Source organism: Polycladomyces zharkentensis (assembly GCF_016938855.1).
GTDB lineage: Bacteria > Bacillota > Bacilli > Thermoactinomycetales > JIR-001 > Polycladomyces > Polycladomyces zharkentensis.
Map to the genome: position 1 here is coordinate 73,552 of NZ_JAFHAP010000010.1, position 15,433 is coordinate 88,984.

The 15,433-nt window shown below is 55.1% G+C and carries 19 protein-coding genes; 2 read left to right on the top strand and 17 right to left on the bottom strand.

The window, feature by feature from the left end; translation table 11 throughout:
• Window positions 1-23: 23 nt before the first annotated feature.
• From JQC72_RS11680 to pdxR, 10 genes are all read right to left on the bottom strand, one after another.
• Window positions 24-698, bottom strand: coding sequence for a septum site-determining protein MinC (locus JQC72_RS11680; protein WP_205495835.1), 675 nt, complete (start codon window positions 696-698; stop codon window positions 24-26).
• A 102-nt stretch (window positions 699-800) separates the two neighbouring features.
• Window positions 801-1,322 carry a rod shape-determining protein MreD gene (gene mreD, locus JQC72_RS11685; RefSeq protein WP_205495836.1) on the bottom strand — a complete coding sequence of 174 codons (522 nt, stop codon included), beginning with the start codon at window positions 1,320-1,322 and terminating at the stop codon, window positions 801-803.
• 2 nt (window positions 1,323-1,324) lie between these two features.
• The gene (gene mreC / locus JQC72_RS11690; protein ID WP_205495837.1) at window positions 1,325-2,191 is read right to left on the bottom strand and encodes a rod shape-determining protein MreC; all 867 of its coding nucleotides are present in this window, start codon (window positions 2,189-2,191) and stop codon (window positions 1,325-1,327) included.
• A 17-nt stretch (window positions 2,192-2,208) separates the two neighbouring features.
• Window positions 2,209-3,252, bottom strand: coding sequence for a rod shape-determining protein (locus JQC72_RS11695; RefSeq protein WP_205496018.1), 1,044 nt, complete (start codon window positions 3,250-3,252; stop codon window positions 2,209-2,211).
• Between the two features lie 72 nt (window positions 3,253-3,324).
• A complete protein-coding gene (gene radC, locus JQC72_RS11700) occupies window positions 3,325-4,035 on the bottom strand; it encodes a RadC family protein (RefSeq protein ID WP_335342452.1) in 711 nt (236 codons plus the stop codon).
• Between the two features lie 54 nt (window positions 4,036-4,089).
• The gene (locus JQC72_RS11705) at window positions 4,090-4,707 is read right to left on the bottom strand and encodes a Maf family protein (RefSeq protein WP_205496020.1); all 618 of its coding nucleotides are present in this window, start codon (window positions 4,705-4,707) and stop codon (window positions 4,090-4,092) included.
• A 238-nt stretch (window positions 4,708-4,945) separates the two neighbouring features.
• A complete protein-coding gene (locus tag JQC72_RS11710; RefSeq protein WP_205495838.1) occupies window positions 4,946-6,055 on the bottom strand; it encodes an SPOR domain-containing protein in 1,110 nt (369 codons plus the stop codon).
• A 25-nt stretch (window positions 6,056-6,080) separates the two neighbouring features.
• Window positions 6,081-6,788 (bottom strand): prepilin peptidase, encoded by a 708-nt coding sequence (locus JQC72_RS11715; RefSeq protein WP_205495840.1) that lies wholly within the window; start codon window positions 6,786-6,788, stop codon window positions 6,081-6,083.
• On the bottom strand, window positions 6,779-7,801 hold the full coding sequence (locus tag JQC72_RS11720; RefSeq protein WP_205495842.1) for a type IV pilus twitching motility protein PilT: 1,023 nt from the start codon (window positions 7,799-7,801) through the stop codon (window positions 6,779-6,781). Before JQC72_RS11720 ends, JQC72_RS11715 begins: the two co-directional genes overlap by 10 nt.
• A gap of 181 nt (window positions 7,802-7,982) precedes the next feature.
• The gene (pdxR, locus tag JQC72_RS11725) at window positions 7,983-9,452 is read right to left on the bottom strand and encodes a MocR-like pyridoxine biosynthesis transcription factor PdxR (RefSeq protein WP_205495844.1); all 1,470 of its coding nucleotides are present in this window, start codon (window positions 9,450-9,452) and stop codon (window positions 7,983-7,985) included.
• 98 nt (window positions 9,453-9,550) lie between these two features.
• On the opposite strand from pdxR, the gene pdxS reads away from it, so the two are divergent.
• The gene (gene pdxS / locus JQC72_RS11730; RefSeq protein ID WP_205495846.1) at window positions 9,551-10,441 is read left to right on the top strand and encodes a pyridoxal 5'-phosphate synthase lyase subunit PdxS; all 891 of its coding nucleotides are present in this window, start codon (window positions 9,551-9,553) and stop codon (window positions 10,439-10,441) included.
• A gap of 46 nt (window positions 10,442-10,487) precedes the next feature.
• On the opposite strand, the gene JQC72_RS11735 is transcribed toward pdxS, so the two are convergent.
• Together JQC72_RS11735 and JQC72_RS11740 are read right to left on the bottom strand one after the other, a co-directional pair.
• Entirely contained in the window at window positions 10,488-11,135 is a 648-nt protein-coding gene (locus JQC72_RS11735; RefSeq protein ID WP_205495847.1) for an SCO family protein, read from the bottom strand.
• Window positions 11,136-11,159: 24 nt separating this feature from the next.
• Window positions 11,160-11,600, bottom strand: coding sequence for a FixH family protein (locus JQC72_RS11740; protein ID WP_205495848.1), 441 nt, complete (start codon window positions 11,598-11,600; stop codon window positions 11,160-11,162).
• 231 nt (window positions 11,601-11,831) lie between these two features.
• Here JQC72_RS11740 and JQC72_RS11745 point away from each other — a divergent pair, with 231 nt between their 5' ends.
• The gene (locus JQC72_RS11745; protein ID WP_205495849.1) at window positions 11,832-11,993 is read left to right on the top strand and encodes a hypothetical protein; all 162 of its coding nucleotides are present in this window, start codon (window positions 11,832-11,834) and stop codon (window positions 11,991-11,993) included.
• 209 nt (window positions 11,994-12,202) lie between these two features.
• Here JQC72_RS11745 and JQC72_RS11750 read toward each other — a convergent pair whose 3' ends face one another.
• The 5 genes from JQC72_RS11750 to ureE are packed head-to-tail and all read right to left on the bottom strand — an operon-like array spanning window position 12,203 to window position 15,429.
• Window positions 12,203-12,832 (bottom strand): HoxN/HupN/NixA family nickel/cobalt transporter, encoded by a 630-nt coding sequence (locus JQC72_RS11750; protein ID WP_205495850.1) that lies wholly within the window; start codon window positions 12,830-12,832, stop codon window positions 12,203-12,205.
• A 19-nt stretch (window positions 12,833-12,851) separates the two neighbouring features.
• On the bottom strand, window positions 12,852-13,670 hold the full coding sequence (locus JQC72_RS11755) for an urease accessory protein UreD (RefSeq protein WP_205495854.1): 819 nt from the start codon (window positions 13,668-13,670) through the stop codon (window positions 12,852-12,854).
• 1 nt (window position 13,671) lies between these two features.
• Window positions 13,672-14,283, bottom strand: a complete 612-nt coding sequence (gene ureG / locus JQC72_RS11760) for an urease accessory protein UreG (RefSeq protein ID WP_205495855.1) — start codon at window positions 14,281-14,283, stop codon at window positions 13,672-13,674.
• 20 nt (window positions 14,284-14,303) lie between these two features.
• Window positions 14,304-15,005 (bottom strand): urease accessory protein UreF, encoded by a 702-nt coding sequence (locus JQC72_RS11765; RefSeq protein WP_205495856.1) that lies wholly within the window; start codon window positions 15,003-15,005, stop codon window positions 14,304-14,306.
• Entirely contained in the window at window positions 14,983-15,429 is a 447-nt protein-coding gene (gene ureE, locus JQC72_RS11770; RefSeq protein ID WP_205495857.1) for an urease accessory protein UreE, read from the bottom strand. The genes JQC72_RS11765 and ureE overlap by 23 nt, the downstream gene beginning before the upstream one ends.
• Window positions 15,430-15,433 lie beyond the last annotated feature (4 nt).

A 15,433-nucleotide genomic window follows, 5' to 3' on the forward strand; every position in this document is an offset into this window, starting at 1 on the left:
CCTCCTCTCGGGCTTACCCCCTCTTACCATCGCCGCATTCGGTTTTCTTTCCATTCTCGATCCGGTCGAATGAGGCTGAAATGATGAATCTTGTCCACCGCAATCTGATGATTGACCAAATAAGCGAACTTCATCTCCACATCGGACTCATCCCACTCGTCGGGCGGCCGGGAGATGGTGTCCGCGATGCGCAACTGCGTCGGACGAAACTGAGCGGCAGCGATGATCGCTGTCTCGTCTCCTTCACTGCCGGCATGAGCCAACCCGCGCAAGGCGCCCAAAACATACAAGCTGCCCGTCGTGCGGACACATCCACCCGGATTGACATCCCCCATCAATAACAGGTCTCCCCGATGTTCCAACACTTGACCCGACCGCACCGTGCCGGTCAACATGCGAATGCCCGTATTCCCGTCTGCCAGATATGGCATACCGTCCGCCTCGATGGATGTGATGATCAGGTTTTTGCGAAGCGAAAACAGCTTGCGCATCTCCGCTTCTTCCTGCTGTGTGATCTGCCTTTGTCCCAGCTTGATCCACACGCGGGTATCGGGACCGTCCCATATCGGGCCGCCGCTGTCCAATTTGTGTCTCAATTCGTTCAGGATGTCGGAAAACGGGCGCGAATCGTCAAACAAAAACAGCAGCCCATCTTTGGTCCCCTTGATGGTTACGCCCGGTTTTAACACTTTTTTCATGCTCGTGTCACCCCGTCTCAACATATGGATTTCGGCGAATCTCATGGAATATCCTTCTTCCACCAAGGGGCGGTTCACGGCGGTACGCAAGGCGTAACGGGATCAATCAAATGAAAGAGATCGGGTTTCCAATTTTCGGACCCCCCATCGCAACACGCGGTCGACGGGGAGGGCGGCTACGGCATTCAACACCACGGACGGCGCGACATGATAAACCAAAGCTTGATTCCAATTCATATCCGTCAATCCGAACAGACGATACAAACCGAAAATCATGATCAGATGGACGGTGATACTGAGCGTCGTGGTCAGTAACGACACGATCGCACCGGGAGCGAATTGACGGGAGATGAGACCGGAAAAATAGCCGACTGCCGACATGGTGAACGCGTGCATGCCGAGAACCGGACCATACACCACATCATGGAGCAGTCCGAAACCGAAACCGTAAATCAGACCGGCTCGCTCCCCGCGAAACAACGAGAGGATCACCACACCGGCCACCACCAATTGGGGAACAATCACAACGGTGCTTCCCCAAGCCTGAGGAAGCACCCACTGCAACACCGTTCCTTCCAACACCAATAAAAAGAAAAGAAAACCGACGAAGACTGCGCGATTCACCATCATTTCCCCCCATCGCCGGCGGCACCCGTTTGTCGTTCATGCTGACGCAGTTGAATCTTCTCCGGATCGCGCACAACCAGCACATAGCTGAGCTGTTCCATGGAGGCCGACGGTTTGACGTACACCGTCTTGTCCACCCCGTACTCACCGGGTGCAACACCGTCCACGGTGCCGATCAGCAAACCGCCGGTGTAGATGTCGGATTGGTCGGACGTGACCACGATGTCGCCTTTTTTCGGTTTGGCCGCAGCCGGGATATACTTCATGACCAAACGTTTCCGTCTCTCATCAAACCCGTCCACAACGCCGAAATAGGTTCCTTGTGCGGTCTGCACATGCGCCGCGATGCCGGGTCCTTCGTCCGAATCGGTGAGCAGCTGGACGTCAGCCATGTGCCCGGTGACCGCTGTGACCCGCCCAATCAGTCCTTGGTCGGTAATCACCGGCATATGAACCAACACCCCGTCTTCCGAACCGCGGTCGATCACCACCCGGTTGTTCCACCTGTCCGGATTGCGCGCCACGACATGGGCCGCGATATAGGAAACTTCATTTCCTCTCCGGTATCCGATGATCTCTTTTAACTGGCGGTTCTCCTCTTTCAGTTTCGCCAGTTGCGATTTCAGCTGCAAAACCTGTGCGGAAGCGACGCTCTCCCCGGATGACGGAGAAGCATGAAACCATCCGACCAAAACGGAAGTGGGTCGATATAACCCACTTCCCACCGTGTCCGTCACATTTTTGATCCAGCGCTCGGGGAGCGTCAACCCGTCACGCTCCCCGCGGGTCATTCCCATCATGGACAGCAGGGCGATCATCGACAACAACAACACCAACAATCTTCGATTGCCAAACAGTCGCGACAACAACGGCGATCACCCGCTTACTTACGTCGTCCGAACCGGAAGCCTGAGGACGAACCGGATGTGAACAAATGAATGTTTTCCAGTGCCTGACCAGTACCGATGGCCACACAATCAAGCGGGTTGTCCGCCACGACCACCGGCATCTCGGTTTCCAGGCTCATCCGCTTGTCCAAATTGCGCAACAAGGCACCACCGCCCGTCAACACAATGCCGCGGTCCATGATGTCGGCGGCCAATTCGGGCGGGGTTTGCTCCAACGTCTGCTTCACCGCTTCCAAAATGGCATCCACCGTGTCGGACAACGCCTCGGCGATTTCCCGGGAAGTGATGTGGATCGTTTTGGGTAATCCCGTGATCAGGTCGCGGCCGCGAATGTCCATCGCCTTGCCGTCGTCTGTCGGCATGGCGGAGCCGATCTCCAGTTTCAATGTCTCCGCGGTGCGCTCTCCGATCATCAGGTTGTAATTTCTTTTGATGTATTGAATGATGGCCTCATCCATCTCGTCGCCGGCCACACGAAGCGATTTGCTCGTCACGATCCCTCCCAACGAGATGACGGCCACTTCCGTCGTTCCCCCACCGATATCGACAACCATACTGCCGGTCGGTTCCCATACCGGCAAATCCGCACCGATCGCCGCCGCAAACGGCTCCTCGATCGTGTACGCTTCCTTTGCCCCCGCTTGGCGCGTCGCTTCTTCCACCGCCCGCTTTTCCACGGGCGTGACGCCCGAGGGCACACACACCATCACGTTGGGCTTGCGGGGAATATAGATCCGGTTTTGCTTTTGGGCCTGACGAATGAAGTACTCGATCATGGTCGCCGTCGTGTTGTAATCGGCGATCACACCATCCTTCATCGGACGGATCGCCACAATGTTGCCCGGAGTACGTCCGATCATCCGTTTCGCCTCGTTGCCGACTGCCTTGATTTCTTCCGTCCCGGTTTCCAATGCCACGACGGAAGGCTCGCGTACGACGATCCCCTGTCCTTTCACGTAAACCAAGGTATTCGCCGTACCCAGATCAATCCCCATATCCCTCGTAAATCCGCCAAACATCGGGAATCTCTCCTTCCGACTGTCCTCTCCTTTGCTTCCCAACCCCATGCGCATCAGTCGTCCACCCTCCCGTCAATCACGCGGTTCACCAGGCAGATATCCGTTTTCGCGCATACTGAAAAACACGCCGTCACCAATCACAATATGATCAATCAATTCAATCCCGACAATCCTTCCTGCCTGAAACAGCCGTTCCGTCACTTGAATGTCTTCCACACTCGGACTCGGGTCTCCGCTTGGATGATTGTGGAAGCAGATGACGCCGGCAGCACTGCGGCGAATCGCCTGACGGTACACTTCCCTCGGGTGAACGACTGAACTGTTCAAGGTTCCGACAAAGATGCACGTCTTTTCGAGTACGTGATTTTTGGTATTCAGAAAGAGGCAAACAAAATGCTCCTGCTTGAGATGGCGCATCTCCTCCATGACCCAGTCAGCGGCGTCCCGCGGCGAACGAATCGCTTTTCGTTCGGGGGGCAGCGTACGGGAGATCCGCCTGCCCAATTCGATCCCCGCAAACAGTTGGACCGCCTTGGCCGGGCCGATCCCGCGAATGTTCATCAGCTCGTTCAGTGTCACATCGGCCAATTCACGCAGTCCGCCCGTTTGCGTGAGCACACGTTCGGCCAGATGGAGAGCCGACTCCGACGATGTCCCCGTCCGAAGCAGAATCGCCACCAGCTCGGCATTGGACAACCGTTCAGCCCCCTCGTGCATCATCCGCTCACGGGGACGTTCACTTTTCGGTACATCCCGGATTCTCAAATGTGTGCCAGGGTTCACCCGATGCACCCCCGCATCTTTCGACTGACATCGCCGGGGCCGCCCGTTCGATGGTCATGATTCGGTGAAATCAATCAACGAATGCCCCATGTCCCGCGCCATTTCATAAAGCAAGGGGACCGAAAGACCCACCACATTGGTGTAGCAACCGTCAATCCCCGCGACCCAGAAAGATCCCAGCCCCTGAATGCCGTAGGAACCGGCCTTGTCCATCGGTTCGTTTGTATCGATATACCACTCGATCTCGTCGGGGTTCATGGGCCGCATGTGAACCCGGGTGATGCGATGGCGGACACTCCGGCGGCATATCTGCCCGCTTTTGTCCGTTTCCACCAGTGCAAGGCCGCTGTATACCTGATGGGTTCTACCTTGCAGCCGCTCCAACATCGCATACGCTTCCCGACGATCGGCCGGTTTACCCAGCACCTCACCGTCCAGTACGACGACGGTGTCCGCGCCGATTACCAGAGAATACTTGCAGGATCGGGCGACGGACTCGGCTTTGCAGAGCGCCAATTGTTCCACCATTTCACCCGGAGGAAGCGACTGGGCCATCTGTTCGTCGATCGTACTGGGAATCACTTTGAATGAAAGGCCCAAGCCGCTCAAAATCTCGCGGCGGCGAGGGGAAGCGGATGCGAGAACCAGTGTGATCAACACCAACGCCTCCAGTCTTTTAACAGCAAACGTGTACCATAACCAAACATGCGATCGGAGTATGGGAGCTTGTCCCGTTCGTCATGACGGCTTTTTTCGGGAAGACAAGAAGAACCTTCCCCAAAACGGAAGGCAACAAGCAGGACGGAAGGATCTTCAGCGGGTTGAAGGTTGAAAACCATTCAAAACCTCGTTGGACCACTCTCGTTTTTAGTGTAGCAAAATCAAAGGGGGCGAACAAGCGAGATTTCGCTCACTTCCAGGCCGACACGAATTGTTCATAAGCCAGTACGTAGCGCACCAACCCCTCTTGAATCTGCCAAATCAGGGCGGAACTGGGGTTTTTCCGCGCCTCCTCCGCGCCCTGCACGGCAAGATCCAGCGCTTGCATCATGCCCAGAGCTGCTGACTTCGCTTGTTTGGGCAACTTGGCTTCCAATTGGGTGCCTTGAATCACAAACGCTTGATACTGCTTTTGCAAATCGGTCATCCCCGAAAAAGCCTTCACGGTGTTGTCGCTTTGCAAATGAGACACCGTCTGTTGGCCCAACCGCTGAAACAACCCACGCCCTTTTTCCGCAAAAACCGTCATCTCCTTGGACAAGCGAGCTTGTTTTTCCGGGATGCGAACCCCATCACCGCGCACAGCCCAATCCTTCAGATAGACCTGTATATTCCGCTTCTGATAGAGGACGGACAACTTCAGGGCATCATCCCGATTCATGCCCACCCCCAGGTAGATTCGGTGCGGCGGATCGGGCGTCATCACTGCCGCCCATCCATCACTCCGAAGATCTTCCACTGTTTGTTGCGCTCCCTTTTTTTCGGAGTAGCTTCCTGCCTGCAAGAGAACCGCCTGCAAGGAGGGAAGCCGAATCGCCGTGCCCGGCTTGTGCGAAACTTTCCCGCTTTCCAAATCCGACGGGGTGCTCTTCAAATGGGAATCGATCGTGCGGGTTTGTACCGAATCACCCGAAAAAAACGTAGACAACAGGGTCATCCCCATCAATGTGCCCAACACGACCGCGCCGAAAATCGACAGGATCAACCAACCCGCCGGCCAACCTGAAAACAGGGAAACCCGATTCCGACGGGAACGCGGGGGAGAGGACGGGGAACGCCATCCAATCCCTTCACCCCACTGCTCCTCATCCGTTGAAAAAACGAGTGGAAACCGGGAACGGATCGATTCCTCCTCCTTGGAGCGGACAGCCTCCGTTGTCATAGACGTTGGAACGTCCCGGTTTGTTTCAACCTTGGGCGACAGGGGTTTGCCACATACTTTGATTTGTTTGGGAGCTTCGGCGGACTCCCCCTTCCCGTCGGGGGATTGGGACCGCAACGTGATCCGGGGTTGGGGCATGGTCATCCTCTCCTTATCCAATCTGCTACCACATGTATATGGTTTTGCTAGAGAAGATAGAACCCGTCAGAAGCGAGCCATACCATGCCGCCCATGCTTCTCCCCAAAAATAGGCGGTGATGATCCCCGCTGCCAAAAACGGACCAAAGGGGATCGCCTCTCCTGCTCTGACACGGCCGGTTCCCCACCACCACAATGCCGTCACGCCGCCGACCAACACGGAGAGCCACAGTGCAACCCCGGCAGCAGGCCATCCCAACACCCATCCTGCCATTCCCAAGAGTTTGACGTCTCCCCATCCGATCCCCTTGCTGATCCAGGCCAGAACCGCCAACATCGAACCTCCGGCCAAACAACCTGTCAAGTAGTCAGTCCAAGGATGGGGTCCCACCCAGAACCGGAGGATGGCAAACAACAATGCGGCGGGGCAGATGACCATATCCGGGATCCACTGCAGGTGCAAATCCGTAATCGTCACGACCAACAACACGGCAAACAACAACATCGCCACCGCTGATTCGGGCAAACCGGGGTGAGAAACGGTGACAAACCCGCATACCCCGCCTAAACACGCCGGTGCGATCCATTCCATGGCGGGGTGCCACATGGAGGGACTATGCCATTTCGATGAAACCCCGTTTCCCCATCGAGCGCAGAGAAACCAACCAAAGCGTACCAGCCAGCCCCCGATCCACCATCCGCCAACCGCCGCCCATACCCCGATCACATCCATGATTCCACTGCTCCAGCTGCGATCTTTTCCAGCTGCAGCAGCCGATCCGTCTCCTGTTTGAACGTTTGCATCCCCCATACCGCCCCCGTCTGCATGAGTGACGAAAGCTGATGGAGTTGACCGGAGCGAATGAGATTGGCTGCGGCAGGGGTGTTGACCAACACCTCAAATACAGCGAGACGGCCACTCCCCTCCCTCCGGGGCAACAGCCGTTGCGCAACCACACCGGCCAATTGTTCGGACAACTGCATGCGGATATAAGACTGTTGCTCCGCAGGGAATGCGTCAATCAACCGGTACACTGCAGAGACGGTGTCCGCGGCATGCATTGTCGCCAATACCAATCTGCCCGTTTCCGCGGCGCGGATGGCGGTATGGATCGTTTCCCGATCGCGCAGTTCCCCCACGACCAGACAATCCGGATCTTGCCGCAAAGCTGCATACAATCCCCGTTCAAATCCCGCGGTATCGCACCCCACTTCCCGCTGTTCGATCATCGACCGCCAGGGGGAGTGTTGATACTCGATCGGATCTTCCAGCGTGATGATCCGCAACGTATGGTGCGTGTTCAAATGGTGGACCAAAGACGCCACGGTCGTCGTTTTTCCCGCCCCCGTCGGCCCGACGACCAACAACAGGCCATGCATACGCTCGCAGAGTTGCAACACGGTTCGCGGGATGCCGATACTTTCGGGCGTCGGAATGAGGGTGGGCAAAATGCGGACGGAAATGGCCAACTTCCCCGCCCCTTTGCGAAATGTATGTACACGGATGCGCGTCACCTCATCCCATTCCGTCGACGCGTCAGTCTCCTCCCGCACCCGCGCACGTTCCCACGCTCTTTCCCCCAGCATCACAATCCCCCAGACGTTGATATCATCAGCGGTCAAAACCTCATCACTCATGGCACAAAGCCGGCCGTCCAGGCGTATGTACGGCCGATGACCCACAGACAGATGCAAATCGGATGCGCCCAGCCTGATGGCGGCGGACAACCAATTCGGCTCCGGCAACCCCACTCCCCCTGTCATTGTGGCTTGATTTCATTTATAGAGTCACGTTTTACCATGTATATATTTTATCATTTTGTATAAGATTGTCTAATATTATTTTATCTGCTTTAGATACTCTTTTTTGCGTTTGTTTATATAAAATGGAATCTCCGCCCATTGAATCCTTCAAATCGACCATTGCTCAAAACAAAGGCGACTTTCCCTTTCTGTTCGTGAGTAAAGAGAGATACCGTTCCATCACGCGGCAGAGTGTGGTAAGACCTCGTTCCAAATCGGCCTCCGTTGTCGGTGAAAAACTGATACGCAAATGCCGCCACTGAATCTGATTGGGATCACACGCAGACCCCGGCAAAAACCGAATGCCGGCTTTTTCTGCCTCCGCCAGCAGTTCGTTGGCATTGGCTCCTTCAGGCAATGACACCCATACGTTAAAACCGCCTTGGGGAATCTTCCAAGTTACATTGTCGGGTGCATGCCGTTTCAACAGGCGAAGCGTCAGGTCCCGTCTTTTGCGCAACGTTTCCCGAAGGCGTCGCAGGCTTTCCCGGATCGATCCGTTTTCAAACAAGGGAAGGATCACTTTCTGATTGAGCAGGGGATTCCCCAGGTCCGCATTGGTCTTGGCCGCCACCAATCGTTCCAATACCGGGCCGGTCGCGATTAAAAAACCGATCCTGCATCCAGGGGACAAGATTTTGCCCAGCCCTTTGATATAAATGACATTGCCCGTCTCATCCATCGATTTCAGATGCGGCGGAGGCGGTTCATCAAAATGGATTTCGCTCCATGGATCGTCCTCCAGTACCAGGCAATTGACTTCAGACGCGATGGCGATCAATTCCCGCCGCCGCTTGATGCTCATCACCGAACCCGTCGGATTGTGAAAGGTGGGGATCGTGTAAATCAGTTTGGGTGTGTATCGGTCCAGCAGATTGATTAACTCATCAATCCGCATCCCATGTTCGTCCACCGGTACGGACAGCACGGTGGCGCCGCGGCTTCGGAAGGCATCGATGGCGGCCGTGTAAGTGGGTTCTTCGGTGACAACCACGTCCTGCGGGCCCACAAAACTCCGCGCCACCAGATCGATGGCCTGTTGCGACCCGTTGGTCACCAAAATTTCATGAGCGGAGACCGTGATCCGTTCCCCGCTGATGTACCGTGCCAAAGCCTGACGCAACGCGAAATCTCCCTGAATCTCGCCGTATTGCACCAATACGTCCGGTTCCTCCCGGATCAAGCGTCGAATGCTGTCTGCCAATGCCTGCGTGGGCAACAGGGAAGGATGTACGACCGATTGGGCAAAATCGATGGAGACTTCACTCTTCTGATACTGCCAGTATTGTGAGCGATACAAATAGTCCACGACAGGAAACGTTTTCTCTCGTTCTTTCCTCTGATCGGTATTCGCATGTTCTTCATAGACAAACGTTCCTTTGCCTTGGACTCGGGTGATCAATCCTTCCGCCTCCAACAAATCCAGGGCATGAACCACCGTAACCGGACTTACCTTCAACATCCTGGCCAACTGGCGAACGGAAGGCAACTTGGCTCCCCGCTCGAGATGGCCGGACAAAATCCGATCGGCAATGGCTTGGTGAATTTGCTGGGCGAGCGGCACTTTGGATTGACGGTTGATGACGAGTTTCATCGCATCCACTCCAACTGTTACAATCTGATATTGACTGTTACATATGATGATACATAAAATTCAGCCGAAAGTGGAGAAAAAAAGGGGGAACCATCATCATGAGTCAACATCAAACCGGTACGGACCGTGTCAAACGCGGCATGGCCGAAATGCAAAAAGGCGGCGTCATCATGGATGTCGTCAATGCCGAACAGGCCAAAATCGCGGAAGCCGCCGGCGCGGTGGCCGTCATGGCGCTGGAGCGCGTCCCGGCAGATATTCGGGCCGCGGGCGGCGTGGCGCGGATGGCGGACCCGACCGTCATCGAAGAAGTGATGAACGCGGTGAGCATTCCGGTCATGGCCAAAGCGCGCATCGGACACTTCGTGGAGGCACGTCTGTTGGAAGCGTTGGGCGTGGACTACATCGACGAGAGTGAAGTGCTCACGCCGGCCGACGATCGTTTTCACATCGACAAAACCCAATTTACCGTGCCATTCGTCTGCGGAGCGCGGGATTTGGGCGAAGCGCTGCGCCGGATCGGTGAAGGTGCTTCGATGATCCGGACCAAAGGGGAACCCGGCACCGGCAATATTGTCGAAGCCGTCCGTCATATGCGGATGATGCAGAGCCAGATCCGCAAGGTGCAATCGATGTCCCGCGATGAGCTGATGGCGGAAGCCAAACAGCTGGGGGCGCCGTATGAGCTGTTGCTGCAAGTGCACGAAACCGGGCGCCTGCCGGTCGTCAACTTCGCGGCGGGTGGTGTGGCAACACCGGCGGACGCGGCGTTGATGATGCACTTGGGTGCAGACGGCGTCTTTGTCGGATCGGGGATTTTCAAATCGGAGAATCCGGAAAAATATGCGCGTGCGATCGTGGAAGCGACGACGCACTACGAAGATTTCGAGCTGATCGCCCATCTGTCCAAAGGATTGGGCGGCGCGATGCCGGGGATCGAGATCGACCGTTTGGAACCGGCGGCCCGGATGCAGGATCGGGGATGGTAAAAAGCAAAGGCCCGTTTCCCTTGTGGAAACGGGCCTTTGTCATCCATTATTTCTGAAGTTGCCGAATGTCATTGACGATGGTTTTCTCGTCCGGGCGGAGACCGTCATAGATTTTCATCACCTTGCCATCAGGGCCGATCAGATAGAAACGGGCCGTATGGCTGACCATCACCATGCCGTTGGTTTCAGACTTCATCAGTTCCTGTTTGAACGCCGATTGGGCGAATTTGCGGATCTCGTCATCCGTGTAGCCGGTCAGAAAATGCCAGTTGTCCAACTCGGCCCCGTGTTCCTTTGCAAATGCGCGCAGCTTTTCCGGTTTGTCGTACGACGGATCGACACTGAACGAAACGATGTCCGCCTTCAATCCCGCTTGATCCAGCGCCTTTTGAATGCGCGCCATATTGGAAGTCATCGGTGGACAAATATCCGGACATCGCGTGAAAATCAAGTTGGCCAACCACACTTTTCCTTTCAGCTGCGACAAACCGAAAGCTTGTCCGTTCTGGTCCGTATACCGGAATTCCGGCACCCGCCAGTTCAGTTGGGATACATCATTGGACTGGTTGTTGGTACGGGCACTTGGGGTCGACGGAGACGGCTCCACAGGCGCCGCCTGGCCGCATGCCGTCATTACAAGGCACAGCAGAAAAACGGCGATCCCCCAACACCCTTTTCGTCTGTTCACCGACATGAATTACACCCGCCTTTCGACGCGTCACTGCCGTACTTCCAACTTTTGTGCATTCATGACGTGACTCCCGTTGGCCGTCACATGATACATCACCTGATACGCTCCCGGTTGCTCCAAACGAACGGCGGCCGTATAGACACCGTTTCCGGTCCGCTTGGTCCCGATCATACGGTGAGGCGACCCGGGACGCGACGCATTCCACACTTCCACCTGCACCCGATCCGCATCGTTTACCGGCTGTTTGTCCACTGTCACCAGTACGTGAATGCGGATGGACTCACCGGTTTTGGGTGTGGCAGGTGAAAATGAAAGGGACACTTCCGGCATGGAAAGTGAAACGGTTGTCTTCTTTTTCGAAGCCGACTCCCGGGGATGTCGATGTTCATCCGCCCCGGTGCAACCGCCCAGAATCACCCACACACTCAACAGCAGGACGGTCAACGCGATTCCGCCCATTTTCCTCATACGTTCACACTCCCAAATTGACCATACAACAGTTTAACCATACCATATTTTCCCCTTTTGCAAAAATGGTGAGAATGTGAACGGTCATGAAAAAAACCCCTTTCAAGGCCTGTTGACAAAATCCTGCCGGTTCCCATTCTCTTGATCTCACCCTGGCATCAGCCTGTGTCGCTCGACCGGAAAATCCGACCTGCTTCCAAATCGCAAGGGTTTCAAGCGGGGACTCTTCCATTGGCTGGACATGTTCACGGTCACTTTTTTACGAACATTCCCGCGGAGGAAAGACCGGCACTTTACCGACACATCGCGGAACGCCTGCAAAACGACCTTTGGGTTGACGGCCAATGGATCGCCGATTACAAACGGTTACAAGTCGTCGCAATCAAAGCGTGACGAGTGGGACGGTTCGGGTATACCGGTTGAATCCGGTTTGTACCCGACAGCCAATCAGGAGTGTATAGGCTACAATTGCCTGCTGCTGGCCAGCGAAGCCACTGAAAGAGGGTGGCCGTTTTCCCGCCCGGAACCTTTAAAGTCAAGAGCGGGAGGGAAAACGGTACACCCGGAACCGTGAAGCGACAGACAGAGGCGGCGGTGTGGTCTCAGATCCACATCCGCCACAATCCTTCCGATACGGCTGTACTGTACATGTAATAAAGACCGTAGACGGTGCTCAATACCGCCGCCGCCTGGGTCAACACGCCATGAATCATCCGATTGCGGGACGTCATGACAAAGGGGATGCCGATACATGTGGAAAAGGTAAACATCCCCACCACGGTTCCCATGCCGAAGATCAGGATATACAGTGCTCCTTCCACGACCGTTTTCACGGTGGTCATCGTCAGCAACACCATCGCCGCACTCCCGGAAAGCCCATGAACAAACCCGACCAACAGCGATTTTTCATAAGATGCTCGCGGGGTATGAACGGGCCGGTATGAACGCATACCGGACCATCCCAGGTAAACCAGCATGATCCCCACCACAAACTCCAGCGACAATGCCCATTTTTCGGAAATCTGACCTTTTAACACAAGCAAGATCATCCCGACCAGGAACAAGGTTGCCGTGTGCCCGATCCCCCAGCAGATCCCTGCCAACGAGGAACGGTACCACCTATTGCTCCGACTCGCGATCGTGGTGACCGCCACGACATGATCCGGCTCGAATGCATGCTTGATTCCCATCAAAAACCCCAAAAACAATGTGGACCATAACCCATGTGCCATCATACCACAATCCCTTTTTTCAATATTTGCGCAAAAACACCGTTGTTGCGCCCCACCTGTTCTCCCGCAGGATGCCGCGGCAGAGATCGAAAATCGATTCCACATCCTGCGTGCGTTGGGCCAATACACGGAGAGCCAACCCCGGAACCATCAGCAGGGACAACCCGATTTTCACTTCGGAGAACGGCTCAAGCAGTCGATGAATGCGATCGATAAAACTGTCGTCGATTCCTTCCTGAATGACAACCAACGAACCAAGGTGCGTAAACCCCTCCATATACCCTAGGCCCGGCATATCCCGATCCGGTTCCAACTTCACATGATCAAACAAGACAAGCTGATCCTCCATGTACACGTCCATCCGGGATTGCAGCAAATCATAGCGAAACCGGGAACCGTCCGGAGCCCAGCCGGGTGTTAACACCTCAGTACAAACCAACGATGCCCCCGGCTCCATCCGTACGATGGTCCGCTGCGCGAAACGCGCATGCGGATACGCGATGACAGGGTCCGGAACATACTCCAGGAAACTTCCTTTCTTCAGATTCAACTCTGTTTCCTGCAAAACCGGCCGCCGAGGGGTTTTGTAAACTTTGGTGGAAGATTGCGTCGTGAGAAGCACTTCCGCTCCCGCTTCCAGAAAGACCTCCATCCGGTAGGAATCGCCGCCCAGATATCCGCCTCCGGGATTCATGAGATAGACGCACGCTTGACCGGTTTCGTCCAGATAGACCGGTTTCGTGATTTTGAGCGCCCCTTCAAAGTAGGCATCCCTCAACACACTTCTCTCTCCCTTTTGGGAAAATACCGCCCGCAAATAACCCGTCCAGCTTCCCATCTCAATCCATTCCCGCCAAAAGCGCGTTCTTCTTGATCCAATCGACCACTTCATCCAAACCGATATCTTCTTTCAAATTGGTGAATATGAACGGTTTGTCGCCGCGGGCTACCCGGGTATCTGCCGCCATTACCTCGAGACGGGCACCTACATGGGGAGCCAGGTCGATCTTGTTGATGATGAACAAATCGGATTTGATCATTCCCTGTCCGCCTTTGCGCGGGATTTTCTCTCCCTGGGCCACATCGATGATATAAATGGAGAAATGGACCAGCTCGGGGCTGAAAGTGGCCGCCAGATTGTCTCCCCCACTCTCCACAAAAATCAAATCCAGGTCCGGGTGTCTGGACATCAATTCATCAATCGCCGCAAAATTCATCGAGGCGTCTTCGCGTATGGCAGTATGCGGACATCCGCCCGTCTCCACCCCGATGATCCGGTCCGCAGACAGGACGCTGTTTTTGATCAAAAACGCTGCATCTTCTTTGGTATAAATATCGTTGGTCACCACGGCGATGCTGTATTCTTCGTGCATATGTCTCGTCAATCGCTCCACCAGCATGGTTTTTCCGGCTCCCACCGGACCGCCGATTCCGATGCGGATCGGTTCCATTCGTTTTCAACCTCCTTTTGTCATGACATGAAGAGGCGCACATGCAGGCGTTCGTGCCGCATTTGCGCAATCTCCAATCCCGGAGAAACGGCTCCGAGATCCTCCGGCTGCAACTGTTGGATCTTTTCCGCCGCTTGGATCAGATGTGGTTGCAGCTCAAGCAGGAGACGCTGTCCGTCGGTTTGCCCCAACGGAATGCCGCGTACCCCGTTTTGAACCAACGTTGACATGCTCGTATACAAAAAGGACAAGACCCCCTCTTTTTTCGGGATTTGCAGATGGTGGGCGATGATTGTAAACACCACAGCCGGATGTCCGAATGATTGTTTGGCGAGAATTTTTTCCCGATATGCCATAAGCAGCGGCAGGGAAAACAGATCGATTCCCAACCGGATCATCCGCTCCCCCATCCGCCGCCCCGCTTCCCGGGATTCCCGCGGCAGATTTTGCGCAGTCATCACCCGATCCAACCGCCAAAGCTCCTCAATCCGATCTTGTTCGATCGCTTCATAGGCAAGGCGGCAAGCCAATCCGTCGGCATAAACCAATTGTTTGTCCAAATATGCCCGCAACCAACAGGCAAACGTTTCCTTGTCTTTCACCCGTCCGTCCTGGATGTACGTTTCCATCCCGAAAGAGTGGGAAAAAGCGCCCGAAGGAAAGTTGGAATCGCAAAACTGCAATAATGACAACAGACGATTACCCGTGATGGTGGCCGACATGCCGAAACGCCTGCCTTACTTTCCTCTTCTCCCTTTCATACGGGATATCCAACTGTTGCAGTAATTCCTCCACCAATCGGTCGTATTGAACCAGCATTACCTCCCCTTCAAATTGGGCCGGCAGGTGGCGATTGCCCAGTTGGTGCGCGATTTCCCCCATTTGCTTCAGATTGCGGGGGCGGATGACCAGCAAATCATCTTCCAACACACTTACCACGATCGCTTTTCGTTCATCCAGATACAAAATATCGCCGTCGGTCAATTCTTTCGCTTCCTTCAAACGAATCCCGATTTCCTTGCCGTGGTCCGTGATCACCCGTTGAATGCGTTTGACCAAGTCGTCACTTGGCATATATACCGTTTCCACATGCCGATCGCCGATATCGTACTGACTCACATTTCCCACGATTCGCTCGATAATCAATTCT